A 25054-nucleotide genomic window follows, 5' to 3' on the forward strand; every position below is an offset into this window, starting at 1 on the left:
GGAAAACGCGTTTCAGGCTGAGCCTCGGCGGCGGGCCGCATGGAAAGGCTCATCTCGCTGAAACACGACATTGCTGCACACGCCCCAAGCCGCGCCGCTTTGCCCGCCGGGCAAGCGTCCTTGCGCATTCTAGTCGCCCGGATACCCAATTGAAACGGGGCCGCCGATTGAATCGGAAACCAAGATGCTCGAAGGGGCGGCTTCTTCTGTGAGACCCGTCACATACGGCGGGCGCAGTCGGTGCCTGCGTCTATTTCTGCTTGTCGGCTTTGGCGTAGGCTTCGGCGAAATAGGCGAGGAAGACATCCAGCATGCCGTTCTCGTGCTCGTCCTCCATCCTCCGCCATGTCGCGACGAGCGCGTCCCAGGCCTGGCTCTTCCTGGACGAGAAGGAAGCCGGTGGGATTTTTTTGGCGATCGCCTCCGGCGACAGGTCGTCGAGCAGCCGCGACAGCGCCGCCTGCATGGCGGCATAGGTCGCGATCTCGTGCGCCTTCAGGTCGCGGAACGCATCCTCGAGGCTGTGCCTGGCATCGAGATAGCCCGCCCTGCGCTTGGCGAACATGATCTCCAATATGTCGTCGGTGCCCGGCACGAATTTCAGCGGGTTGTTGCCCTCGGCGCCGATCATCGTGCGATGCGCGCTCTTGGCGAGCACCTTTGCCGCCGCGCGCGCCTTGAGCAGCAGGGATAGCTGCTCGACCGTGGTCCTCAGCACCGCGCCGATCTCGGCCGCGACGTCGTGCGGGTCGCGCGCCTGCAGGAGGTCCGGCGCGATGCCGGCCGCCCTCGCGATTTCCCGCAGGATCGCGTCCGCTTCCGCGGGCCGATTGGGTAGGGCTGCTGGACCCGGCTGTTGCAACGCCGAGGATGTCGAGACGGGCGCCGTCCCGGTCGGGCGCTGTTCCGCCGGACTGAAGAACCGCTCATGGCCGGGGTCCAGCGGGCGGCCGGTCGAGGGCGGCAGCTCGCGCTGCGTCGACCCGGTCCTGGTCTGCGCATGTCCGGCCGCGGCCCGTTCGTCTTCGATTGAAACGCCGACGACATAGCGGCCGATCAGCAGCCGGTCGCCCTGGGCCAGCCGGTGCGGCCCGCTCATGCGCTGGCTCGAACCGTTGACGAAGGTGCCGTTGCGCGAAAGGTCGTAGAGCCAGAACGAACCCGCCTGGTAGCGGACCTCGCAGTGCCGGCCCGAGATGAACTTGTCCGGATCGGACAACGTCCAGTCGCAATTCTCGCGGCCGATCTCGAAGCTGCGGTCACGGGCGGCATAGCTGGCGGCGGTGCCGGCCGGCAGCCTGTCGACATTGCTGATCTGGAGCGAGATGAACATCCGCAAGCGTCGCCGAACTTGGTCAACAAATGCTTATCTTTTCCGCAATTCCGGGCAGAAACGCCAACGTACCATCCAGGAATTGCTTTGGCATTCTAGCAGCTTGCGAGCGCGGCGGGAGAGGAGCGTTTCACACCGGCGCATAGGCCTGTTTAGCCACAGCTGTTATTTGGCCGCCGCCAAACATGTGCTAGGCTGAAAGCGGTCCGGTGCGGTGGGCGTGAAAAGTTCCCGAACGTGATGCGGTTAACATAGCGGGGGCTTCAATCCATCATACTGGCGGCCGCGTCCAGGAGGGGCACGACCATGCCGAACGAACGCGCCACGGTTGTGCAGACGCCGGCTGGCGCCGACCTGACCTTCACCCATCTCATCGGCCGCGATGAGATCAGCCGCTGCTTTGCCTACACGGTCGGCTTCGTCTCGAAGAACCGCGACATCGACCCGCTGAAGATGCTGGGCGGCGCCGTTTCGGTCGAGGGCGAATCCGATCCGAAGCGCTGGTTCAGCGGCCTCGTGTCGGACTTCAAGCTGACCCGCATCGAGGACCGGCTGGCCTTCTACGAGGCCACCGTCAGGCCATGGCTGTGGTTCCTCGGCAACACCACCGATTGCCGTATCTTCCAGAACATGACGGCGGTGGAGATCGTCGAGAAGATCTTCTCCAAATACGGCATCGCGAAATTCGAAAAGCGCCTGCAGGGTTCATACCCGTCGCGCGAATATTGCGTCCAGTACGACGAGAGCGACCTCGATTTCGTGCAGCGGCTGCTCGAGCATGAAGGCATCTTCTATTTTTTCGAGCATGACGAGGGCAAGCACACGCTCATCCTCTGCGACGCGATGAGCAAGCTGAAGCCGGCGCCGGGTTACGAGAAGGTGCTTTACAACTTCGAGGGACAGGCCTCGCGGCGCGATGTCGAATACATCACCGAATGGATCCCTGGCAGTGCGGTGCGGCCGGGCGCCTATGCCCACACCGACTATGATTTCGAGAAGCCCGGCGCCGATCTGATGGCGAAATCCGCCCAGCCTTTCGCCCATAAGGAGGCCTCGGGCGAAAATTATCGCCAGCCCGGCGCTCATCTCGATGTCGGGCGCGGCGACAAGATCGCCGCGATCCGCCGCGAGGAGCTTCAAGCCGTGCACCAGCACAGCACGGCGGTCGGCACGGTGCGCGGCCTTTTTTCCGGCTGCAAGTTCACGCTGGAGAGCTTTCCGCGCGACGACCAGAACCAGGATTATCTGGTGGTCAGCGCCGAATACCGGCTGTTCGATCCGGGCTATCGGACCCAGAACGAGGCCCACAGCGAGAATTTCAAGGTGGTACTGGGCGTGGCGCCCACCAAATTGCCCTACCGGCCGCCGCGCATCACGCCGCGGCCGATCATGCGCGGGCCGCAGACGGCGACGGTGGTCGGTCCCTCAGGCGAAGAAATCTTCACCGACAAATATGCCCGCGTGAAGGTGCAGTTCCATTGGGATCGCCTCGGCAAGAAGGACCAGAACTCTTCCTGCTTCGTGCGCGTTTCGCAGACCTGGGCCGGCAGCAACTGGGGTTTCATCCAGATCCCGCGCATCGGCCAGGAGGTCATCGTCGACTTCATCGAAGGCGATCCGGATCTGCCGATCATCACCGGCCGCGTCTACAACGCCTCGCAGATGCCGCCCTACGGGCTGCCGGGTAACGCCACGCAATCCGGCTGGAAGTCGAACTCGTCCAAAGGCGGCGGCGGCTACAACGAGCTGATGTTCGAGGACAAGGCCGGCTCCGAGCTCGTCAACTTCCAGGCGCAGAAGGACCATCACCTGCTGATCAAGCACGACCGCAACAAGACGGTCCAGCACGACCAGTCCGACCGCATCGACCACGACGCCAAGCACTCCGTCGGCCACAACCTCGACGAGGACGTCGGCAACAATAAGACGGTCAAGATCGGCGTAGACCAGACGACGAACATCGGGTCGAACGATACCGAGACGGTGGGTAAGAACCGATCGCTGACGGTGATGGCAAACGAGACGATTCACGTCGTTTCGAATTCGACGGAAAACATCGACGCGAACCATTCGCAGACAGTGGGGCTCAACCAGACGGTCACGGTGGGCGTTGCACGGGTCGACACCGTGGGGGCAGCGGAAGCCCGAACAGTCGGCGCCTCGCAGACGAACACGATTGGTGCGTCGCGGAGTGTGACTGTTGGGACGGCGCAAAGCCATAGCATTGGGGCAGATGACAGCTGGACGGTGGGTTCGAACCAATCAGTGGACGTCGGTGCAAATCAGAGCTTCAAGATAGGCGGAGCGCATACCTCCAAGATCGGCAAGGGACGTGATGCGAAGATCGCGGAGGACGATGCGACCGATGTGGGCGGTTCGCGGGCTTTGAAAATAGCCAAGGGCAGCCTCGTGGAGGTCGGCGAGGACGGAGCTATCAAGGTCGGCAAGGCCCTCGTCATTGAAGCCGGCGACGCCATCACCATCACTTGCGGCTCGGCAGCGATCGCGATGAAGAAGGATGGCACGATCTCCATCTCCGGCAAGGACATTTCGGTGAGCGGATCGGGCAAGATCAACATAAAGGCATCGAGCGACATCACCATGAAGGGCTCGGAGATAAAGCAGAACTGAGGGGTTTCGATGACCAAGACAGTCGAGCGCATTGAAGGTGTGGTAATCGGCCTATTCCTGGGTTTCGACGAGGGCGGGCCGCTTGTCGTCTTTCCGGGAAACCCGCGGGAGACAGCCGTTGCGGCGCGCAGCCTCGCAGAACTCACGTCGGATATGATCGGCGCGGAGGTGGCGTTGCTGTTCCAGGACGGAGATCTCGGTCGACCGCTGATTGTCGGGCGCATCATCGATCCTCAGCAACGATCAAATATCCCCCACATCATCCGCGACGGTGAGCAGATGCGGATCACGGCAAATGAGCGCCTCGAGCTTCGTTGCGGCAAAGCGACCATTGTCATGGAGAAGGACGGGCACATCACAATCCGCGGCACCTACGTCACAAGCCATGCAAGCGCCGCCAATCGCATCCGCGGCGGCTCGGTCAATTTGAACTGATGCCGGCACCCGTCCTTCGCGAAATTATCCGCCAGCACGCAGAGATGGCTGCGTTCCTCTGGACAATATACGACCATAACCTCCTCAACCCCGGAAGGAACCCGGACATGGACGAGGAGCGGCTTGCCCGACTCGTCGAGCGCCTGGAAGCACATCTTGACGGGCTACGAGTCGCTGGCGAGGTCGGCATCGAGATCGCAAACGAGCGCTACGCCGAATATCCCGAAGCCGGGGAATTGTTCGTCGTGCGCATGCTCTCGGTCAAAGAAGCATTGCCGGTTGCCGAACTCGATCTTGCCAGGGTGCGCACCTATCTGGCTGCGAAGCCGAAGCCAGACACGCAATCTCATTCGAACCGTCAAGTATAATCTGGACCGTCCCAGTCCGAGCCATTGTATCTAACGGCGGAGTTCCCGCCTGCCAGCGCAAGGTACGAGCCATTGGATGAAAGCCGATAGACGGGGAAACTATCCTTCAGGTTGGAAACCGTTGCTCCATCGAATATGAACACTCCTTGCCCACCGCCCGCAATGTGGATTTTTTTTCGGTAGAACGCCATTTTGTAGAAGTCTCGGCCTCGCTGGGAGACATCGGTCCAGTTAAGGCCAGAGCCGCGAAACAAGGTCCCTGCGCTGCCCGAGACGAGGACATCGCTCGAGGACAGTACCAACAGTCCAACCAAGATCGCGTTGGTGGGCAGCTGGATTTGGGCCCACTGCCTGCCGTCGTAGTGCCAGAAAAGTGCACCTTCGCCAGATACGTAAAGATCGTTGGACGACGACCCAGCTATGCAAAGAATGGTGTTGCCGAGCGCGGGACTGGCAGCGGACCAGCGGATGCCGTCCCAGCGATAAACAACTCCCTCCGATCCTCCGGCATAGATGCTGTTGTCGTCGAAACCCCAGACCGTATTCAGGTGGCGGGGCGAGACCTGGGCTTCCGCCCATTCGGTCCCTGAGCCCGAATGCACCACGCCATTGTCATCGCACACGTACAAACGACCGGAGTTGGAACGCCATATGTCTGTGAACCAACACGGCTTTTCGTAAAGTCGTTCGGTCTGATTGTCGTCGCTTGCCACATCGGATTCGGAGATGACGAACGAGTAGAAACTTTCACCGTCATAGTATGCGACGGCGGAAGAAATGGTCCCGTCATCGGCCACAACCGTGCCATTTACCGTTACGCTGTAATCAGCCATACCATGTCTCCTTAGCGTCCTCTGCGAACTGTACTCGTGGGACTTGGCTTGAATTTGCCGGTCGCGGGCGCGCGCGCCTGGGTGTCGTCTTTCTTGCTTTCTGGGCCGCTCATCATTGCCTTGAAGTGAATGTCGCAAATCATTCTCAGGCACTCGATGGCCGGGTGCTCCTTACCCCTTGGCCCATCCGGGATGTTCTTGGCCTTTTTCATGGCCTCCATATTGGCTTCCCGAACTTCCTCGTAGCTGGGGTTCGTGCCTTTTGCGCGTTGTGCCTTAGCCCACTCGCCTTGCGCTGCGGTTTTGCGGCCATGCTCGGTGTTCGGATCGGTAGCGTCTTCAAGGCACACGCAGGGGGCATCGTTCATAGTGTAGCCCGGTGTTGTGCTAATGGCCTGCCCTCCACGTGAATTCTGGAAACAGGCATTTTGTAGGATATGGTCCGATTGTTGGTTGGACGCGCATTCCTTGCTGGCGTCGCCGTAGCGGTGCACCTTCATGCCGAGCTTCGCCAAGATCGACGCACACGACTGCCGGCCGATTTTCAACTTTCCGATCTTCGGCCAAGGCGGCGCGTTGCCGGTCGGCGAGGCGTGATTGTTGGTTGACAGATCGGTCATGCGGCTGACCGGTTCACCGTCAGCCTTGACGTCGCTCGACCAGGCTACGGCATACTCCTTGCCGGTGTTGACCGAGGTGATTACGCCCTTCTTCGCAGCACACCCGGCCTCGGTACCACTGGTCTTGGTATAGTATGACTTATTTTTCTGAGTGATGGTTTTACCGCCGATTTTGACGGTCCCCGTCCCGTTATCGGTATCGGAATCGAGTCCGAACGAAGGGTATGGAATAGGCACGCCCGGTGGCGTTGCCGGATTTTCAGGCGGCGTGAAACAAACGTCTGGAAAGGCAGCAATCACCTTGTTCGCCTGTGCTTTGCAGGCAATCTCCAGACCATTCGCGTAGACAGTCATCAGGCTGCCCTCGCAGCGAGGATTGCCGCCCCGCAGGCACCGGCATCGTTAGATGCCTCAATCAGAACGGGATTTCCCGCGGCGTATCCCTTCCGCGCTGCCATCCAAGCCATGCCGACCATTAGCGGAACCACCGCCGCGCCAATATTGCCGAGGGACTCGCCAGGGGACCAGATGTCTTGAAAATCGTGGCGGCCACGCAGCAATCTGAGGCTGGCCAAGGCGCTCTGCTTGAACCAGTATTGCTCGCCAATGAGGTCAGCTATCCGATAGCCAAGCCGGTTCATCTCGATGCCGGTTTCTTTAAACGCAGTGCTGTAGGCCGAAGTCATTCCGTCCGCACGCAATGGCAGGTCCTCGGAATTGTAGATTGTTGCCGGTTCACGCGCCAAACCAAGTCCGAAGAGGCGCAGGCCGTCACCGCGCGAGCGCGCGCACAAGACGGCGGCGGCGGCCTCACCCGGAATAAATCCGTTTGGATTGTCGGCGGCGAGCAGGCGATTTTCGCCGAGATAGTAAGCGATGGCAGGCGCGGTGAGGTAGCTGTCGACGCCTGCAATCATCACATAGGGCACTTCGCCCGATGCCATTATCCTGCGCGCCTGATCGAGTGCGATATGCCCGGAAGGTCGACCATGCGCGACGATACGGGAACGCATATTGGGTTGAATTTCGGTGATCTCCGCAACACTGTGTAGCAAGCGCAGGCCATCATCAACCGGCCGGCCGGGGCGATCTTCCTCGGCAAGACAGAGGATGAGGGCAGTATTGCCGCGCGCCTGTGGCACGGCTTCAAAGGCTTCAGAAATCGCTGCTGCAGCGAGGTGTGCCATACGCTTCTCGCCAATCCAGCTTCGGGGCAACGGCACGGGCGCACCGATCAGAGTATCGGCGCCTGACACGAAACTCGTCTCTTGGAAACCGTCGAGCCGAGCACGCATGGCCGCGCAAGCCGAAGGCGCGTCGAGACCAACGGCGGTCACCATGCCGACCGAGGCGATGTCGAGTCTGGCGCTCATGCGTCCTCGACCTCCTCAGGCGCGGTTCCCTCTGCACGGACATACTCCTTGCCTGCTGCGTGCGCACGCAGCATCGACTCCGTGGGTGGGCCAACCCAGCATTCCGAAAAATCGAGGATGGACCTATGAATGCGTTGCGAAGCGCGCCATACAAGCGAGAAGCGACGGTTCTCCAGATCAAATAGGACAGTGTCTGGATGGATCGTCGCCTCCAGCGACTTGTCGCTGTCCTTGAACAGCGTCAGCGGCAGCGCCGTGTTGGGCAGCCGGAAGCTCACGCGCCCCTCAGGCGTCAGATTGACTAACACCACGTCCTCGCCGCCACGCGGGTGATCGATCTGCTGGTCGGGTGGCGCCATCTGGAAATAGCGCTCATCGAAATCCTCAGGCAGAAAAGGGAAGACATTGTCGATCCAGTTCTGGTCATAGGTACCGCCATATTCGATGCGGCCAGGCCAGCCGCGGCCCATCGGTCCGAAACTCATCGGCTTGTAGTCGCCGAAGGGCGAGCGGATTTCCTCATTGATAGCCTGCGTGTTCGGCAGGCGAAGGCCTGGAATGAAACGCTGGTTCTTCGCGCGCGACCAGCCGGTACCGACCGGGTTGTATTTGTAGCTGGCGGGAAGCTGGTCGCCGGGGTCCAGCCGGTCGACGCCACCCCAGGCGACATTGTAGGAGATCGGCAGTTTCAGGAAGGGCTGCGGTGCGGTTGCGGTGAACATGGGCCCGACAGCACGCCATTCGCGGTGGCCGACGACTTCGAACAGCTTCGACCAGTTGCCGACCTTGATGCCGACCGGCACCCGCTCCGCCGGGCGTCCGCCCGGCGCGTAGGCGCAGCCATTGGCGATCACGTCGCAGCGCGGTTTGCGGAAGGCGAAGTCGGTTTCCCACAGTGCTGCCGAATAGCCCGGCGCGCCGGTATGCGTATCGGCCATGACCAGCGGAACCTGTCCCGCCGATTTCCGCACCAGTCCGCCCGGCTTCTCCGGAAAATCGAACGTGCCCTTCACCACCACGACCAGCCACTCATGGCCGGCCTTATCCATGCCCATAGTGAACTGGTGCGGATAGCCCATCTGGTTCCAGATCTGCATCAGCTGGTCTCCCACCTCGCGGCGAAGATCTGCTCCAGCGTCAATTGCGGCGCCTGCGGATCGACGTCGAAAATATCCGTATGCGCCGTCCACATGACCAGGTCGCCGATGACATCGCTTTCGCCATCGACAAACGGAGCGGGCAGTTTGACCAGCATCGCGTCGAGCTCGTCGGGCGCCAACTCCCCCCGCTGTGCCGCGAAGGCTGCGCCCTCGATGCCGTCGAACCAGCCATCCGCATAGGCCAGCGTGAGAGACGCCTCGGTGAGCCGCACGACGACGCTCAGGGGAAACCGGCGGCCAATCCTGTCGGCGCTTTGCACGACGATGCCCATCGAGGCGCCGAACGAGGCTGGGCCCGCTAGGAAGCGCAACGCGGTCTCCGCCGGCCAAGTTTCAAGGTCGAACAGCGGCACGATGTGTTGCGCCAGCCAGCGGTCCCACACGCGCACGAAATCGCCCGGCAGCCGGCGCGTCACGAAATCGCCGGCGGCGGGCATTTTGCCATAGAAGCCGGGCACATTCATATCTGTGGCGGACATGTGAACTTCTTGAACATCTCTAACGTGTAGGGGTTCTCGACGCTGGCCGCCTTGAGTTCGAAATCGGCCCACATTCCTTTGGTGCCGAGCCGCAGGCTGTAGACGTCGGTGAGCTTGGTCGCGGTGAAGCGGCCGCCGCGCAGCATTCTCAGCCACGCCCAGCTGCCGGTCTCGTTGAGCATCACTTCGGGCGAGCCGTCGACCGGCTGGAAGGCGAGCGAAATCACGCCGGTGCCGTCCTTGCCGGGCCATGTCATCGGCTGCGGCCTCGTCGCGTTGTTGTAGTAGACAAGGTTCTGGCCATCGAGGTTGAGCGTCACCCTGGCCACGTTAGGCGACAGGTCCTTCGGCTCCAGGGTAAAATTCATCACCGGGCCGGTGCCGCCCGGAAAGAGGTCGTCGCGGATGTGGCGCGCCTGCTCGAAGGCCGCCAGCGCCGCCGGATCGAGGCCGAAATCGGCGCGCCATTTCCACGGTTCGCTGGCGGTGTCGACATAGTTGATCAGATGGTCGTTGGTGAAGGCGTCGATCAGTCCGGTCGGCCCGAACAGGCGCTGGAAGTCGCGCACATTGACGTCGACCGCGCTGTCCGGGCTGAACGGATAACGGTTGTTGAGCGCGGCCTGGCAGAAAGGCAGGATGTCGGCGCGCCAGATGGCGTTGAGCTCGTTGGTGACGGCCTTCTGCGACAGGCCGCTGGTGTCGCCGGCAATGCCGCCCAGCCAGTCGTTGATCGGCGAGGGCAGGATCTGCGCCTGTCTCGCCACCGCGCCTGTCAGTTCGGCCAGCCCGCCCTGCTTCTTGATCGCATCCTGCGGATCGGGATTGGCAGTCACCGTCTGCAGCACGTTGGACAGCGCCGTCAGCGCCACGACGGCCGCGTCGAGCGCCGGCGGCTGGCCGTCGACCTGGGCGATCGTGCCCTTGAGCGGCTTGAAATGCTCGGCCACCAAACTGCCGGTCATATCGACCTGATCGGCCGAGCCCGCGCGGGGCAGCAGTTTCGCGCCCGTCTTTACCACCTTGCCCAATTTGCCGAGCTTGCTGAGCAGCTTCGAACCGGTCTTGGCGGCCCCGCCGCTCTTGTCCTCGGCCGCCGCGTCGTCGGATCGGGTCAGGTCGGTCTCCTGCACCACCGCCGTCAGCAGGCGCTTCAGCGCGGAGTCGGCGCTGGAAAGGTCCTTGAGGTTCTCGCTGGCGACGTTGAGGTCGGTCAGGGGCGCCAGCCGCATGTCGCGCAGGAAACTGTCCCACTGCGCGATATAGTCGTCGTAGTAGAGCTTCAGGATGTCTTCCGACAGCGCGGAGACCGACGTCTCCGAATTCTCCGAACAGCCGCCGGCAAACACGGCGCGGTCGAGCGCCGCCTGTCCCGCCACATCCTCGACCCGATCGAGGATCGCGTCGTGGAAGCCGGCATAGGTGTAGGGGCCTGGCACGCCGACGCGCAGCGTCTTGTCGGAGCGGCGCGCGAACACCTTGGCGCCGTTCGGCCCGGCGAAATTGGCCGGCACCCATTCCTTGACGGCTGCCACTTCCGGGTCAGCCAGAAGCTGCTTGTAGGCGCGCTCCGGCAGCGAGATCGTGCAGACCGTCTTCAGCGCCTCGGCGACCAGTTCCTTGTCCGGCGCGATGTAGCTGTCGTCGACCGCCATGCGGCGGATTGCGGCAAGCTGGTGCTCCTCGGCGTCGGCGGTCGGGAAGGGCGCGGCCGGCGCGAATTGCGGCAGGCTGTTCACCCACCAGTTCTGCACGAAATCGGTGTCCATCTGCGACAGGCCGGTCATCATGCGGTAGGTCTTCAGCGCGCCGAGCATGAAATCCGGATCGCGGATCTGCCGCCACATCGTGGCCTCCAGGAGCGCGACCATATGCGGCTCGAGCACATTGCGCAGCGCATGGTCGTAAGTGTCGGCCTGCGCGCGCACCAGCTCGGCGGAAGCGGTCGGACCGAGCAGATTGTGGATCGCATCCGGCGGCGCGGTTCTGGCGGCTGCCACCGCGTCCATCGCCGCCAGCGCCCCGTCCATGGTCGGCTGCTCGACCGCGGCCGGCATGGCGGCGACGTCGGTCAGCGGCTGCTGCAATGCCTCGAACTGGCCGGCCTGTTCGGTGATGGCGTTGCGGTTGTCGAGATAGGACCAGGTGAACAGTCCGCCGGCGAGCAAAGCTGCGAGCGCGCAGGCGGCCGCTGCGCCGCGCCAGATCCAGGCGCGGCGGCGCTGCGCCAGCGGATCGAATGTGCCGAGGCCGGCCTCCTTGAAGATCACCTCGGTCAGGAGGTTCCTGAGGAAGAAGCTGCGCTTCTCGACACGCGACACCGGCATGGCGCGGCGCGGCGGCAGCCCGAAGGATGAGGACAGCGCCGCGGTCAGCCGGTCGATCGGCGCGCCTTCCTGCGTCGCCGAGGTCAGATAGAGGCCGCGCAGCCAGGCGGCTTCTTCGTACCGGCTCTCGCCGAACGTGGCCTCGACCAGCACCTGGATCGGCTCGGAAAGGCTCGCCAGCTGCGCCGGGAAGCGGAAGATTTCCGCGCGTGCGCCGAGCTTGTCCTCGTCCTCCAGGCGCGGCACCAGCCGCCGTTCCAGCTCGGCGGCAAGCCTGGCAAGTTCCGTCTGGATAATGCCGGCGTTGACGCGAACGTCGAGCGGGAAAGTGGTTCCCCACACCTGCTCGCGCACCGTCGTCGACAAGCCGCCGAAGAAGGCCTCGAAGCCCTTGATCAGGTCGGCCTTGGTCAGCATCAGATAGACGGGCAGGCGGATCTCGAGCCGGTCGTTCAGCTCCGCCAGCCGGCGTCGGATTTTCCGGCCATGCGCCTTGATCGCCTCGTCGCCTTCCGAGAGCACATCGATCGACAGCGCGACGATGACGCCGTTGAGCGCGCGGCGGCCGCGGTGCTTCTTCAAAAGGTCGAGGAAGCCGAGCCACTCCGCCGCGTCGACATCCGGCTGGCTCTCCTGCTGGACGTAGCGGCCGGCGGTATCGATCAGAACCGCGTTTTCGGAGAAGAACCAGTCGCAATTGCGCGTGCCGCCGACGCCCTGCAGATCGTCGGTGAGGTCGATCGGGAAATTGAGGCCGGATTGCCGCAAGGCCGTGGTCTTGCCGGTGGCCGGCGGACCGACGATCACATACCAGGGCATCTCGCGCAGGAACTTTCTGCCGCCGAGCTTGCGCCGCTTGAGCTCGGCCATCACCTCGCCGAACTTGGCGCCGACGGCCGCGACGCTTTCCTCGCCGGGCGTGAGCTGCTTTTCCTGAACAGGCGCCGCGATCTCGGCAACGAACATGCGGTTGGCGCGGATCGCGCGGCGCTGCGCGATGATCAGCCAGATCAGCCACAGGATGATCAGCCCGGCGATGATGGCAATGCGCACATTGTCGGATTCGAACGGGGCGTAAGGGCCGACCTGCACGATCGGGCCGAACACCCAGATCAGCAGCGAGAGCAGCGCTATCCCGATCAGCGTCCAGAGAAAACGCGAGGTGATGACGGCCCAGAGGAAGCGCAGGATGAACATCAGAGCCTCTTCTCGACCAGAACCTCGACCCGCCGGTTGAGCGCGCGGCCCTCGCGTGTCGAGTTGTCCGCCACCGGATCGGTTTCGGCGCGGCCCTCGGAAGAGATGCTCTCCTGCGGCACGCCCGCCTGCACCAGAAGCTTGGCTATGGTTTCGGCGCGCGCTTCCGACAGACGCTGATTGCTGGCCAGCGGGTTGGACTTTTGCAGGCGCACATTGTCGGTATGGCCGACCACGGTGATCTTTCCGATCAGCTCCTTGTTGTCGAGGATCACCTTGGCGATCGACTCGATCAGCGGCTCGTAGCCTTCCGTCAGCGTCGGTCGGGAGGATTGGAAGAGCTCGGGATTGGAGGATTGGATGACCAGCTTGGCGAGCGAAACGCTCTCGGTGCCGCTGAGCGCTCCTTTGAGGTTGTCCGGCGCCTCGGCCTTGAACTCCGGCAGCAACGCGAAATCGACCGGCTGCGGCTCAGGCGCGGGCGCGTCCTGCTTGGGCGCCGCGCGGGTGACGTCGCCGCGCGAGGCCGGCGGCAGCGTGCGCACGAGCGCGGAGAGCTCGACCGCCTGGCTGCTCAGGCCCATCGACAGGCCGATATAGGCAGCCGCGGCGACGACGACCGCCGCAAGCGCCATCACCCAGATCGGCACGATGAAGCGCTGCGGCTCGTCGGAGGCGATCACGCCTTTCCAGTTCGGCGACAGCGGCGCGTCCTCGGCATCCGCATTGCGCAGGAAGCGTGCCGCCGCCACGCGCACGGCATTGAGCGACCGGTCGCCGGCGCGGCCGGGCACGCGGTATTTGCCGCGGAAGCCGAGCGCCAGGCAGTAATATTGCAGTTCCAGCATCTCGCGGTCGCGGTTGGGATGCCGCTCCAGCTCGTCGAGGCGCGTGAAGAACTGGGTGCCGGCATCGACGTCGCCGCGCAGCATCACGACAAGCGGCTGGCGGGGCCAGGCGCTGGCGCCGCCCCATGGCGTGTTGAGCGCGAGGTCGTCGAGCAGCGCCGCCACGGCCCATGCGGCTTGGTCGGCGCGCTCCAGCGAGGAGCCCGCGGCAACAGCGGCGTCGCGCGCCCGCACCAGCTCGTCGAGCAGGCGCGTGCGCATCACCTCCGGGTTCTCCGGCGCCAGCGCGCTTTCGAGCTCCGGTGCGAATTCGAGCAGCGGCGCGAAGATGTTGATCAGCGTGTTGGGATGGGCGCGCGCGCGTTTGACCGGCGCGCCCGGCGCCAGCGGCGCCATCGGCCGGGGCGCGGCGCCCGTCAGCCGGATGCGTGTGCGTTCGCGATCCTCCGACAGTCCGAAAGGATCATCCCGGCTCATGGCCTCACCTGTTCACCGAATAGCAGTCGACCTGCGGCTCGCTCGGCAGCACGCCGGAAACGCCGATGACGAAGCCGGGGGCGTCGAGCAGAGAGGCCCAGTGCTCGCTCTTCTGGTCGAGCTCCAGGCACAGCCGGTCGCCGTCATAGGGGATCTCGCGCGGCTGCGAATGCAACGGCTTCAGCGGAATGCCCGGCAGACGCGACTTCCACAGGCCTTCGAACTGGTCCGCCGAGCCGACCGTCGCCTGGTTGACGAAGATCTTGCGCAGCGCGTCTTCCGAGAGCTCGGAGCCGACGCGGATGACGATGCGGCTGGCGACCAGAAGCTTCGGATTATCGATGCGCACCTTCCACACGTTGGTCGCGTGCCGCATGACCGGCAGCGCGCGCGACTTCGGCTCGATGTAGCGCAGGCTAAGGATGAGCGAACGCAAGGCATCCGCCAGCGCCATATAGGCCGGGCCGGGCCCCATGTGGTCGTAGGCCGGCAATTCGCCGAGCCGCCGCGAGCTCGAGCCGTAAGTGGCCATCTCGCCGGCGAGGCCGGCAAGCTCGAGATAGAGCTCGGCCGGATGGAAGACGTCCTGCGCCAGCATATGCGCAAGCCGCGGCCGCGCGGCATTGGCGAGATGCAGCATCAGCAAATCTTCGACGCTGCGGCCGGCCCCGCCCATCACCATCTTGCCATGCGCCTCGGCGATCTGGTCGAGGCCGGTGACGACCTCCTGCAGCAATTGCCGGTACCAGTGCACGGCGCCGGTGATCAGTGTCGGCGGCAGGAAGCCCTCGTCGAGCGAGACGCCGCCATCGGCGCGCACGCCCTTGATGTCGGCGACCGGCAGCGCCGTGTAGCCGCCGACCGATTTGCCGGGCGCCAGCAGCACCGCCTGCGGCCGGGCGATTTCGATCTCTTCCGGATCGGCGCCGCCCTGCACGGCATCGCGCACCGGGACGATCTTGCCGTGGTAGCGCGCGCCGGTCGATTGGGCATGCGCCGGATCGAAGCCGACGCCGCCGGGCGGCTCCAGCGGCAGCGCCACCAGCACCGGCCCGGCGCCGGTGTCGGCCGTGACCGGCAACGGCTTCGGCGCGTCCATCAGTTCCGGGATGGAGAAGGGCGTGCCGTCCGGGAAGATGCCCCGGGCGGACACGATCGACACCTGGCCGGCGTCGAGCAGCGACTGGTCGAGCGTCAGCTGCTGGAAACCGAACGTGTGGAGCTGGCCGGCCTGCAAGGCGCCGCGCACCATCCCCTCGAAGAACCGGTCCTGCTGCTGGAAATGCTGGGTCCTGAGAAACAGGCCCTCCGACCACAGCACCCTGTTTGCGTCGCTCATGCCACTGCTCTCTGCACTGTCCTGCCGTCGGTTTGCTAGGCGGATATGCCGCCCTTGCCGAGGCTGACGTTGATGGTGAATTTCGACCCCGGCGAAACGGACTTGGTCGTACGCCAGTTGCGTCCGCCCGGTTCGCGGATCAGCGCCACGAAGCCGAGCGCCGTCGCGTTCGGCTCGACCGTGATGGTCTTGGCCGCCGTCTTGCCCGGCGCGACCGAGATCGCGTCGGAGCCGATCAGGTCGGCGCCGAGCGCCGAGCCGGCATCGCCCTGCAGTGCGAAATAGTCGGCCGAGTTGAACTTGCCGGTGCTGGCAAGCCGCATCACCAGCACGGTCACCGGCCTGTCGCTGCCGCCCGGTCCCGGGTTCATGCCGGCGCCACCGGTCACATTGACCGTGATGACCGATGGTTTCGGCGGGCCGCTCTGACAAGCCGCAAGCAGCCCCGTTGCGCCAAGGGCAACGATGAATTCCCGTCTGTCGATCATGTCCCTACTCCTCTTCATATGCGTCCCTGAAGTCTGCGCCGATCTCCCCCAGGAAGCTCGATTCCGCGCCCTGGGCGATGTCGCGATGGCGTTTCTGGTAAAGCTCCCAAAGCTTGGCGTTACGCCCGCCGGCGAGCAGATTGCCGATCGCGGAATTGGACTTTAGCTCTTCCTCGATCGCGGCCGGATCGAAACGGTCGATCATGCGCCGAAGCGCTGCCTGCACGCCGCGCCAGGCGCGCACGTGATGCTGCGCGAGATCCTTCACCGCGTCGCCGATCGCCGCCTCGCCGGAGAGGAAGCCCGGGCTTCGTTCCGAGATGATGGTGACGATCACATCCTCGACCGTCGGCAGGAATTTGAGCGGGTTGACCTCGGAGGCGCCGACCATAGTCTGGGCGACGCGCGCACTTCCTTTTTCCTCGGCGCGCTTGCGCAAGAGCTGCATCAGACCATCGAGCATCAGCCTGTATTCGCGCCCGAACTTTTCCATTTCGGCGATCGGGTCGCGTCCAGGAAAATCGGCCTCCTCGATGCCCATGCCGCGCAGGAAGGCGGCGCGCAATGCCATGTCGCTCGGCGCTGCCGATATCGGGCGTGACGGTTTGGAGACGGGGCGAGGCGAGGGTGCAGCGGGTCCGGCTGCCTGCGCCGGTATCTCCCATGGACGAACGGCTTTCGGCTTCCCGGCCGGCCGTTCGACCCGGCCAGTTGGATCGGCACCGTTGGCGGAAGCGGGCGCCGCTGGCGGCCCGAAGCTGAAATCGTCGAAGCCGGACGGTTTCGGCGCGGGCTCGGGCAAATCGTTGCGCGACGGCATGTCGCCGAAGCCGAACGGATCCGACCGGCCGGCGGCGGGGCCTTCGTCCGAGGCCGGCGTCGCCACCGGATCGAGGCTGAACGGGTCGTCGAAGGCAGGCGAGCTACGCTGGTTCGAGGCGCGGTCATAGGCTCCCGGCACAGGCTGCTCGAACGGGTCCGGCAACTCGGCCGGGCGCGGCGGCCGCGGCTCCTCCTCGACCTTGGCCGAGAAGAAATCGTCGCCGCCGAGGCTGGCCGGCGTCCGCGATTGCGGCGATGACCATGCCGGCGCGGCATTGGCGATCGGCGCCTGATCGATCGACGTGTGGCCGGCGCTGGGTTGAACCTCGACATGGAGCACATAATCGCCCATGCGCAGCCGCATGCCGCTTTGCAGCCGCGTCGACCTGCCGGCGCCGAGCGGGCTGTCGGAATCGTCGATGAACAATCCGCTGCTCGACGTGTCGGTGACGAAGTAGCCGTCACGCCCGCCACTGATCTTGCAATGGGCGCGCGATACGAACATGTCCGGATCGTCGATCTGCCAGCCGGCATCGGCGCTGCGGCCGATCACCAGCTCGCCCTCGTCCAACCGGGTCTGCCTCACCACTTGCGAGCGCGGGCCTTGTTCCAGGGTCAAAAGCAGGCTCATCAGGCTGCCTCCGCCATGTCCGGCCGCCAGCCGACGATGGTGCGCAGTCTGAGATCGTCGGCGTCGCCCTTTTCGGCGGGGCGTGAAAGCCAGGAGGTTCGGCCGAGCTGGATGGTTCCCATCTTCGGAGGTGGCACGGCGTCGCGCGCGAGCACGATCCTGAGATCGACATCGAGCGCCTCGCCGATCATGTCGCGCACCGCCTTCTTGAACAGGGCAAGGCGCCGTTCGCCGGGCAGGAACGACTTGAAGTCGTCGAGGCTGAGCGGACCGACGCGCAATTCGATCCGGCTCTGCCGGCTGAAGACGCGCGGGCCGATCGTTGCTCCGCCGCCCAGCGCCGCATAGGCTTTGCCGACTTGGCTCTGCAGCGCCTTCGGAATGGTGATCCAGGCGGCGACGAATTCCTTGATCTCAACCGGCACCTTGAAGGCGGTGGCGAGGAACAGCGTCAGCCGCTCCGCGCCGTCGACCTGGTTGGCCAGCGATCCGGCCTGACGCAGCCGCACCGTGTCGAGCTCGGGATCCTGGGTGCCGGGGAGTCCGATCCCGGCCATCGCCTCCAGCATGGCGCGCACGCGTCCGCCGACCGAACGTTCGACCTGCACCGCCGGATGCGCATCCGCCCATGCGCGGTAGTAGAGCGCGATCATCCGATGCTGCAGGATGTTGACGAAGTCGACGAAGGTCGTGTCGCTGGTCTGCTCGGCGCCGGTGCCGGTGAACCAGCGCTGCGACAGCCGGTCGAGCACCCAGCGCGTCAGATGCAGCGGCATCGGACCTTCCGGCCCGAGCAGGCCGAGATTGGCGATGGTGACCCGCGCCGGAGCCTTTTCGCCTGCATCCTGGAATCTGATCACGTCCCTGGCCGAGAAGCTCAGCCGCACATGCTGGCCGAGCCTTGCCGGCTCGCGGTCCGCGGTTCCGGAATGCCCGAACAGCCCGCGTCGCTGCTCCAGGCGGCGCAGCAGCTCGAAGAAATCATATTCCTCCGACAGCGACTCCGATTTGGTTAGGGCAGGCTGCGCTAGATCAGGTAGCGATTGCCGGGCGTCATCGGCCATGGCACATCCTCCTGCTTCTGCAGCAACCGCGTACGCGTCCGCACGAAACCATTTATCCCGGCATGGCGGGCGAACAGCCGCGCCAGCAGGGCCGAAAGCAGCAGCGTGCTTTGGCCCGCCAGCACCGACTGGTCGACATGCAGCGTCACCTCGGTGCCGCGGCCGAAACACATCGGTCCGTCGATCTGCAGCCGTTCGATCACCGGGCGCGAGTCGATGCGGGTGATCGAATGCACGTTGCGGGCAAGGCTCGGATCGCCCCGGTCGGCATAGAGGTCGAGCAGGGCGTGCAGCGGATCGACACCGCGGCCTTCCTTGGCGAGGCTGAGGAAATTGAGCGAGAGCTGCGCCACCAGCCGCCAGGCGAGATTGTCGGCGCGGGATTCGCCTTCGGCGCCGGCCGGCAGCGCTGCCGGGATCGCCGGCTGCGGCGGCCGGAGGGCGCCGAGCAGCCGCACCGCTTCCACAGGATCGGCGGTCTCCAGCGTCAGCGTCGGCGTGTCGTCCAGGATCGGCAGATCGCGGTTGGTGCAGAGCGCCATCACGTCGAGCCGCTTGAGCGGCCGGTTCGCCGGGCTTCCCGCCGGGCGTGAGACGGCGATAAAGACATCGTCGCCGGTGTAGGAGGTGCGGGTCAGGCCGTCGCGGCGCTCGTCTTCCGTCGCCCGGCGCGGGCGCCGCTCCGTCGAATAGACCCAGCCGCTGCCGCGGTTCTGCCCGAGGCTGAACAGTTCTGGGATTACCGCCTCGCTGCTTTCGGCGTCGGCATCTTCCACCCGGGTGACGCGGAAGATCTCGAAGTCGCGCGCCCGGGTGCGATCGGCATGCAGCACTTGGCGAGTCCGCCGCGGATCGATCTCGATGATGTCGCACTCGCGTTCGAAGAGATTGATGATCGGCGTCACGAACAGCTCGAAATCGGCCGCCGTCACATCGGCGAGTTCCGGCACCGGACGCCGGAACAGGAAGATGATCTCCATTCCCCCATCGCATTTGCGCACCACGGGCTGCAGGCCTGCGACGCGTACATAGTGGAAGCGCTCGGGGATCATGAAATATTCGCGCAGCAGCCGGTATCCCTCGAAGGTCGGCCGCGTGCGCGGCATCAGCGCTTCATCGTCGTGGATGCCGATCATTTCGGGTTCGGGCAGGGCGGTGAGCGGATTGGTCTTGCCTTCCGCCCGCGCGCCGGCGGCCGAGCAGGCGCCGAAGATAGCGTCGAAGATGAGTGGCGCCTTGGTGCGTCCGGTGAAATAGAGGTCGAGACGGTCGAGCGACAATTCGCTGAGCTTGCCTTTTCCGGTTCGCGCGAGCGTGATGCGAAATGCCGCTTCGCCGCGCACCCCGCCGACCGGCGCGATGCCGGCGGCCGCCAGCGCGCTGCGGTCCTGGAAGTAGCTGACCGAGGTGATCGCGATCGGCCACAGCGTCACCTCTTGCGCGGTGGTGAAGGTCGAGCGCGTCGAAAGCCCCGGATGCAGGCTGGAGACCAGCCGCGTGCCGCGCGCGACGGCGTGGCCGGCGATCATTGACTGCACCTGCTGGCCGGGCTTCAGCACGGCCATTGCCGTCGCCGGAGCCGGGGTCACCAGGTCGGGATAAAGCACGTCGAGCACGGCACGCGAGAAGCGCGAGCGCTCTGCGTCGAGCTTAAGCCGCGTGCGAGCGGCAAGGAAAGCCACGCCGTCGAGCAGCCGCTCGACATAAGGATCGGGGCAAGGGACGGTGTCGAGGGAAAGGTTGCGCGCGACCGCCGGATGCATGTCGGCGAATTCCGCGGCCAGCGCACGGATATGGGTCAGTTCCTCTTCGTAATACTCCACGAAGACCCGATCCATCTCAGGTCTCCCGGAATTCGGTTCGCGCCAAGCCGTTGTCGAGATTGATCGTGGTGCGCAGCCGCATGCGTTCCGGCGTCGGCGTCATGATCAGCACGGCATCGATCTCGATCTTGAGGCCGACGCTTTTGTCGCCGAGCGTGACGTTGACGGTCGTGGCGCTTTCCTTGAGACGCGGCTCGAAGGTGGCGAGCACCGCGCGGATCTCGCGCGCCAGGGTATCGCGGTCGAAATCCCGCGACGAGCGGCCCGAAAAGGACGGCACGCCGTAATTGACGACGCTGCGGCGCACCTCCGGAAAATCGCCGAGCGGCGGCAGCTCGTCCAAAGGCTGTTCGTGCTCGGCGCCTGAAAGCATCGGCACGGATTCGAAGCGCTCGGTGTTGAACAGGGCCTCTATGTCGCGCCGGACCGCTTCCCTGAGCACACGCGCTGACACCACCACGCCGCGGCTTTCGATCTCGGCGCGATGCTCGGTCTGGAAGATGAGCCTGTGCAGCCGTCGTTTCTGCTCGGATGTGAGTTCGGCATCGGCATCGATGGCGCGCGCGCTGCCTCCAAGAAGAGCCTCGACGCGCTCGGCGCCGAGCTCTTCGTCCAGCAGACGGCGCAACCCATCGATCTCCGAGGTCAGCCCGGGCAGATCGTTGACGAGGCGGTCCCAGAGCGAGGGCTGGACCGCCTCGCGTTTTGCCCGGGAGCTGCCAGCGAGCTGCGCTTTCGCGCCAGGCCGCTTGGCCTCACTTGCCGACATAGACGTCCATTTCGATCTCGTCGTCCTTGTCGTAGACGAACTTGATCTTCTTGTAAGCGAAGCTGACCTCTTCCTCGATCAGGTCCGACTCGTTGGCGTCCTGGCGCATGTCGTATTCCATGATCGAGGCGTCGGTGAGCGTCACGACCAGATAGTCGCTGGTCTCGCCGTCGATGGTGCGGCGGGCCGAGAACACCACCTCGTCGAGCGCCTTGTTCTCGAACAGCGCCTTCTTCAGATAGGGCGACGACTTGTCGTAATGCTTGAGGAATTTGATCATTCCCATCGACACGCGGCCGCGCCGCGAGAGCGAGTTGGGGTCGTAGGGCGCGATCATTTTGTAATCGACGCCATGGATCTCGATTTCGTCTTCATGGCCGTCGCGCTTGCTCGGGCCCTTGATGTCCGGGACTTTCAGGAAGCCGTCGATCTTCATCGAAGGCGAATCGGTTCTGTCTGGCATTGTCTTTCTCCACCGCTACGAAACAGGATGACTTTGCTTAACGATTTCAGCCCTTCACCGACGGCAGTTCCGACACCAGCCGGAGCGAGGCATTGATGCCTTCCAGCTGGTAGTGCGGACGCAGATAGAAACGGGCATTGTAGTAACCGGGCCGGCCCTCGACGCTGTCGACCTGGACCTCGGCGGCGGCAAGCGGGCGCTTGGCGCGCGCCTTGTCGTCCGCAAAGGCAGGGTTGGCCAGCACGTACCGGTTGATCCATTCGGTCAACCAGATCTCCATATCGCTGCGTTCCTTGAACGAGCCGATCTTGTCGCGCGCGATCGCCTTGAGGTAGTGCGCGAAGCGCGAGACGGGGAACAGATAGGGCAGGTTAGCGCTCAGCCGTTCGTTCGCCTGCGCGTCCGGATCGACCAGACGCCCGGCGCGCGTCTCGTCGTCCTGCAGGGAATGCGCGCCGATGAAGGCCGCGAGATCGGTGTTCTTGCGATGCAGGATCGGCATCAGGCCGAGCTTGGCCAATTCCGCCTCGCGCCGGTCGTCGATGGCGACCTCGGTCGGGCATTTCATCGCGATCGACCCGTCGTCGGTCGGGAAGGCGTGCACCGGCAGGTTGAGCACCGTGCCGCCATTCTCGACGCCGCGGATCTGCGTACCCCAGCCGTAAAGCTTGTGGCTGCGGTTGATGTTGACGCCCATCGGGAAGGCGGCGTTCATCCAGACATATTTGTTGTGGTCGCCACCCACCTCTTCCTCGAAGGTGAAACCCTTCACCGGAACGGTTTCCGAGCCGTAGGGCAGGCGCGCCAGCACGCGCGGCATGGTGAGCCCGATATAGCGAGCGTCCTCGCTTTCGCGCAGCGACTGCCATGAGGCATAGGCCGGGTTGTTCACGATCATCTGCAGGTCCTGCGGGTTGGGCAGTTCCTGCCAGCTGTCCATGCGGAACAGCCGCGGCGAGGCGGCCGCGATGAACGGCGTGTGCGCGGAGGCGCAGACGCCGGAAATGTTGCGCAGCAGGCCGACATCGCGCGGGTGGTTGGAGAATTCGTAGGCGCCGATAATGCAGCCGATCGGCTCGCCGCCCAGCATCGAATATTCGTCCGTATAGACTTTCTTGAAGATCGGGCTCTGGTCCCACATCTGGCCTTCATAGTCTTCCAGCGTGTCGGCCAGCTGCTCCTTGGAGATGTTCATCACCCGGATCTTCAGCTTGGTATCCGTCTCGGTGTTGTTGACGAGGTACCAGAGGCCGCGCCAGGTGCCTTCCATCTCGCGCACTTCCGGCGCATGCAGGATTTCGTTGACCTGCGTCGTCAGCATCTTGTCGATGCCGGCGATCAGCGACTTGATCGACTTGATCGCATTGGACGAGATGGTCGTCGTCTCGGAGCGCGACTGAGCGGCCAGCGCCAGATTGCGCACCAGCTGCTGCAGCTTTTCGCTGTCGTCTTTCTTGACCTTGAAATCCTTTTCCAGGAGCCCGCTGAACTCGCCGAGATCTATCGCTTCCGCTTCGGCGGTGGCGACTGCGGTTTTTTGCTGTTCGGCCATGACTTACTCCTCGCCCTTGCCGTCATCCATCGCCTGGCTGGCGATCTTGCTCAGCAGCGGCTCGTTGTTCAGAAGCTGCGCGATGCGCTTTTCGGCGTCGACGCGGCCGTCCATGAAGCCGAGCAGCTCCTCGAGCTGCCGGCGCATCTTCAGGATCTCGGCCAGTTGCGGGACCTGCTCGGCGATTTTGTCGGGCGCGAAGTCGCCCATCTTGGAGAAGGTAAGATCGATCGCCAGCTCTTCCTCACGCTCCTGGCCTTCGGGCTGCGGCAGGGTGTTCTTCACCCGCGCCTTCACGCGCGGACCCATCGCTTCCATGAATTTCGGGAACCGGTTGGCGTCGGTTTCGACGAAGTTGCGATCGAGGACCGACTTCGACGCTTCCTTGGTCTGCGATGCGCCGGCAAGGTCGGCCATCACGGCCATGACGAACGGCAGTTCGATCGTCGTCGGGCTGCCGTAGGTTTCGACGTCGTAGGCGATCTGCACGCGCGGCGCGCGGTTTCTTTCGATGACCTTCGCTTTGCTCTCTGCTGGCATGCTTTCTACCTTTCATCCTTCTGGACGGGCTTCTTGGGATCGGGGACACCGGCGAGCAGCCGGAATTCCTTCAGCCCCGACGGGGCGAGATCTTCCATCAGTTCCACGAAATCCATGTGCACCATCCGGCGCACGCGCCGGGCGAGATGCGGGATGGGGCTGGACGGTTCGGTGCGGTCGTAGAAGGCGACGACGAGGTCGAGGCATTTGACGACTTCGTCGCGCGAGTTGATCCGATCCGGCAGACCGGCGCTCGCTTCCATGGGGCTTGCCACACTTGCCATCGTCTCGGCTCCATGACCGTTGCGGGCGGGCATTGCTGGTTCCGCTACCGCTTGCGGAGCGGGCTTAGCGGCACCGTTCGTCGTGGCGGCGGCACCGGAATTCCGCTCCAGCGTCGTCAGCAAACGCTGCAGGAACTTCTTCAATTCCGGGACGGTGGCGCCATGGCCTTCGATACGGGCGTTGAGCGCGGCGTCCACGGCGTCGAGGGCGGCGATCGCGGCATGCGCGTCGCCCAGCAGCGACGTCATCGCCTCGCCGGCCTGATCGATTTGTGCCGCGCATCCGGCGCGCACCCGGTTCAGCAAGTGGTTGTGCGCGCTTACCAAGGCCGCCTTTTCGGCGGCGTTCAGCCCCGAGGCCGCTTCCTGCAGCATGAGGCGCTCGTCGAGCGCGCCCTGTTCCAGATCGCGTCCGCTGATCGGTCCGACCTGGCGCGGCGAAAAGAAGATCTTCTCGCGCAGGTTCGCCAGCAGGCCCTGCTGGGCGTTCTGGAGGTCGAGAAGCGCATTGATGCGCCGCAAGGCCGCTTCGCGCGGCGGCGCGTTCGCCCGCAGCGCCGGATGCATCGTGTCCCAATGCCGCTCGAAAGTCTCGGCGATAAGCCTCAGGCCCTGGGCGAGACCCGCCAGCCCTTCTTCGTTTGCCAAGGCCCGCGCGACGATGACCAGCAGGCGCAGGTCCCTGCCGCGGGAGCGCAACTCTTCGGCCTTTTCGAGCACCGCCACCCAGTCGACCGGACTGGATTGCGAGGTGGGCTTGCCGTTGCCGTCATGGACAACCTTGAGCTGAGGCTCTGTCAGGCGCTCCAGCTCATGAAAGGCCGGGTCGTTGCGCAAGTCCTCTCCCGACGGATTCTCACCGTTCAGAGGATTGAGCCAGAGTGCGAGATCAATCACACTAACCCCCAGCCAGCGGCCCTGAGACCCTATGTGACGTAACGTTATCACCGGCCTCACGCGACGACAATTGAGCATCTGCGCAAAAACTAACGGAAGCTAAACGCGACCGTTCTCTTCGGCGAAACCCATTGCGCGATTGTCGGACCCGGTATGTGAAATGGCTCGCATAGCCCGGACAGCAATCGTGTTTGTTGGCCACGAGTTTGCAAGGCTTGTGTAACCGGGCGGTGCCGCCCGGATAGATCCAAATGCCTTATCCGTCGCACGGCTTTGTCAAGCAGCCGCTTATATGGCAGGG

21 protein-coding genes are annotated in these 25054 nt (G+C 64.3%); 3 read left to right on the plus strand and 18 right to left on the minus strand.

Features of this window, described 5'->3' with window-relative positions; all coding sequences use genetic code 11:
- Window positions 1–250: 250 nt before the first annotated feature.
- Window positions 251–1333, minus strand: coding sequence for a type VI secretion system-associated FHA domain protein TagH (gene tagH, locus ACVMIM_RS08510; protein WP_476111571.1), 1083 nt, complete (start codon window positions 1331–1333; stop codon window positions 251–253).
- Window positions 1334–1639: 306 nt separating this feature from the next.
- On the opposite strand from tagH (ACVMIM_RS08510), the gene ACVMIM_RS08515 reads away from it, so the two are divergent.
- The 3 genes from ACVMIM_RS08515 to ACVMIM_RS08525 are packed head-to-tail and all read left to right on the plus strand — an operon-like array spanning window position 1640 to window position 4767.
- Complete coding sequence (locus ACVMIM_RS08515; RefSeq protein WP_476111572.1) at window positions 1640–3964, plus strand: type VI secretion system Vgr family protein; 2325 nt, start codon at window positions 1640–1642, stop codon at window positions 3962–3964.
- Between the two features lie 9 nt (window positions 3965–3973).
- Window positions 3974–4399 carry a DUF6484 domain-containing protein gene (locus ACVMIM_RS08520; protein WP_278047517.1) on the plus strand — a complete coding sequence of 142 codons (426 nt, stop codon included), beginning with the start codon at window positions 3974–3976 and terminating at the stop codon, window positions 4397–4399.
- Entirely contained in the window at window positions 4399–4767 is a 369-nt protein-coding gene (locus ACVMIM_RS08525; RefSeq protein WP_278047518.1) for a hypothetical protein, read from the plus strand. The genes ACVMIM_RS08520 and ACVMIM_RS08525 overlap by 1 nt, the downstream gene beginning before the upstream one ends.
- Here the strand turns inward: ACVMIM_RS08525 and ACVMIM_RS08530 are convergent.
- From ACVMIM_RS08530 to tssA, 17 genes are all read right to left on the minus strand, one after another.
- Entirely contained in the window at window positions 4758–5600 is an 843-nt protein-coding gene (locus ACVMIM_RS08530) for a WD40/YVTN/BNR-like repeat-containing protein (RefSeq protein WP_278047519.1), read from the minus strand. The two genes, ACVMIM_RS08525 and ACVMIM_RS08530, sit on opposite strands and share 10 nt — an antisense overlap.
- Before the next feature lie 11 nt (window positions 5601–5611).
- Window positions 5612–6574 (minus strand): DUF4150 domain-containing protein, encoded by a 963-nt coding sequence (locus ACVMIM_RS08535; RefSeq protein WP_278047520.1) that lies wholly within the window; start codon window positions 6572–6574, stop codon window positions 5612–5614.
- Window positions 6574–7593 carry a 3-oxoacyl-ACP synthase gene (locus tag ACVMIM_RS08540; protein WP_476111573.1) on the minus strand — a complete coding sequence of 340 codons (1020 nt, stop codon included), beginning with the start codon at window positions 7591–7593 and terminating at the stop codon, window positions 6574–6576. The genes ACVMIM_RS08535 and ACVMIM_RS08540 overlap by 1 nt, the downstream gene beginning before the upstream one ends.
- Window positions 7590–8690, minus strand: coding sequence for a DUF2169 family type VI secretion system accessory protein (locus tag ACVMIM_RS08545; RefSeq protein ID WP_476111574.1), 1101 nt, complete (start codon window positions 8688–8690; stop codon window positions 7590–7592). The genes ACVMIM_RS08540 and ACVMIM_RS08545 overlap by 4 nt, the downstream gene beginning before the upstream one ends.
- The gene (gene tagF / locus ACVMIM_RS08550) at window positions 8690–9232 is read right to left on the minus strand and encodes a type VI secretion system-associated protein TagF (RefSeq protein WP_476111575.1); all 543 of its coding nucleotides are present in this window, start codon (window positions 9230–9232) and stop codon (window positions 8690–8692) included. The genes ACVMIM_RS08545 and tagF overlap by 1 nt, the downstream gene beginning before the upstream one ends.
- Window positions 9214–12756: a type VI secretion system membrane subunit TssM gene (gene tssM, locus ACVMIM_RS08555; protein ID WP_476111576.1), complete on the minus strand. Its 3543-nt coding sequence runs from the start codon at window positions 12754–12756 to the stop codon at window positions 9214–9216. The genes tagF and tssM overlap by 19 nt, the downstream gene beginning before the upstream one ends.
- Window positions 12756–14081 carry a type VI secretion system protein TssL, long form gene (gene tssL / locus ACVMIM_RS08560; protein ID WP_476111577.1) on the minus strand — a complete coding sequence of 442 codons (1326 nt, stop codon included), beginning with the start codon at window positions 14079–14081 and terminating at the stop codon, window positions 12756–12758. The genes tssM and tssL overlap by 1 nt, the downstream gene beginning before the upstream one ends.
- A gap of 4 nt (window positions 14082–14085) precedes the next feature.
- Window positions 14086–15420, minus strand: coding sequence for a type VI secretion system baseplate subunit TssK (gene tssK, locus ACVMIM_RS08565; RefSeq protein WP_476111578.1), 1335 nt, complete (start codon window positions 15418–15420; stop codon window positions 14086–14088).
- 35 nt (window positions 15421–15455) lie between these two features.
- Complete coding sequence (gene tssJ, locus ACVMIM_RS08570; protein WP_040994279.1) at window positions 15456–15908, minus strand: type VI secretion system lipoprotein TssJ; 453 nt, start codon at window positions 15906–15908, stop codon at window positions 15456–15458.
- 4 nt (window positions 15909–15912) lie between these two features.
- On the minus strand, window positions 15913–17361 hold the full coding sequence (gene tagH / locus ACVMIM_RS08575; protein ID WP_476111579.1) for a type VI secretion system-associated FHA domain protein TagH: 1449 nt from the start codon (window positions 17359–17361) through the stop codon (window positions 15913–15915).
- Window positions 17361–18425, minus strand: a complete 1065-nt coding sequence (tssG, locus tag ACVMIM_RS08580) for a type VI secretion system baseplate subunit TssG (protein WP_476111580.1) — start codon at window positions 18423–18425, stop codon at window positions 17361–17363. Before tssG ends, tagH (ACVMIM_RS08575) begins: the two co-directional genes overlap by 1 nt.
- Window positions 18389–20263 (minus strand): type VI secretion system baseplate subunit TssF, encoded by a 1875-nt coding sequence (tssF, locus tag ACVMIM_RS08585; protein ID WP_476111581.1) that lies wholly within the window; start codon window positions 20261–20263, stop codon window positions 18389–18391. The genes tssG and tssF overlap by 37 nt, the downstream gene beginning before the upstream one ends.
- 1 nt (window position 20264) lies before the next feature.
- A complete protein-coding gene (gene tssE, locus ACVMIM_RS08590; RefSeq protein WP_476111582.1) occupies window positions 20265–21017 on the minus strand; it encodes a type VI secretion system baseplate subunit TssE in 753 nt (250 codons plus the stop codon).
- Window positions 21004–21453, minus strand: a complete 450-nt coding sequence (locus ACVMIM_RS08595) for an Hcp family type VI secretion system effector (RefSeq protein ID WP_278047792.1) — start codon at window positions 21451–21453, stop codon at window positions 21004–21006. The genes tssE and ACVMIM_RS08595 overlap by 14 nt, the downstream gene beginning before the upstream one ends.
- 73 nt (window positions 21454–21526) lie before the next feature.
- Entirely contained in the window at window positions 21527–23032 is a 1506-nt protein-coding gene (gene tssC / locus ACVMIM_RS08600; RefSeq protein ID WP_278047531.1) for a type VI secretion system contractile sheath large subunit, read from the minus strand.
- 3 nt (window positions 23033–23035) lie between these two features.
- Window positions 23036–23572: a type VI secretion system contractile sheath small subunit gene (gene tssB, locus ACVMIM_RS08605; RefSeq protein ID WP_040994294.1), complete on the minus strand. Its 537-nt coding sequence runs from the start codon at window positions 23570–23572 to the stop codon at window positions 23036–23038.
- A gap of 5 nt (window positions 23573–23577) precedes the next feature.
- Entirely contained in the window at window positions 23578–24753 is a 1176-nt protein-coding gene (tssA, locus tag ACVMIM_RS08610) for a type VI secretion system protein TssA (protein ID WP_476117148.1), read from the minus strand.
- Window positions 24754–25054: the final 301 nt, after the last annotated feature.

Source organism: Mesorhizobium sp. USDA 4413, from assembly GCF_056280365.1.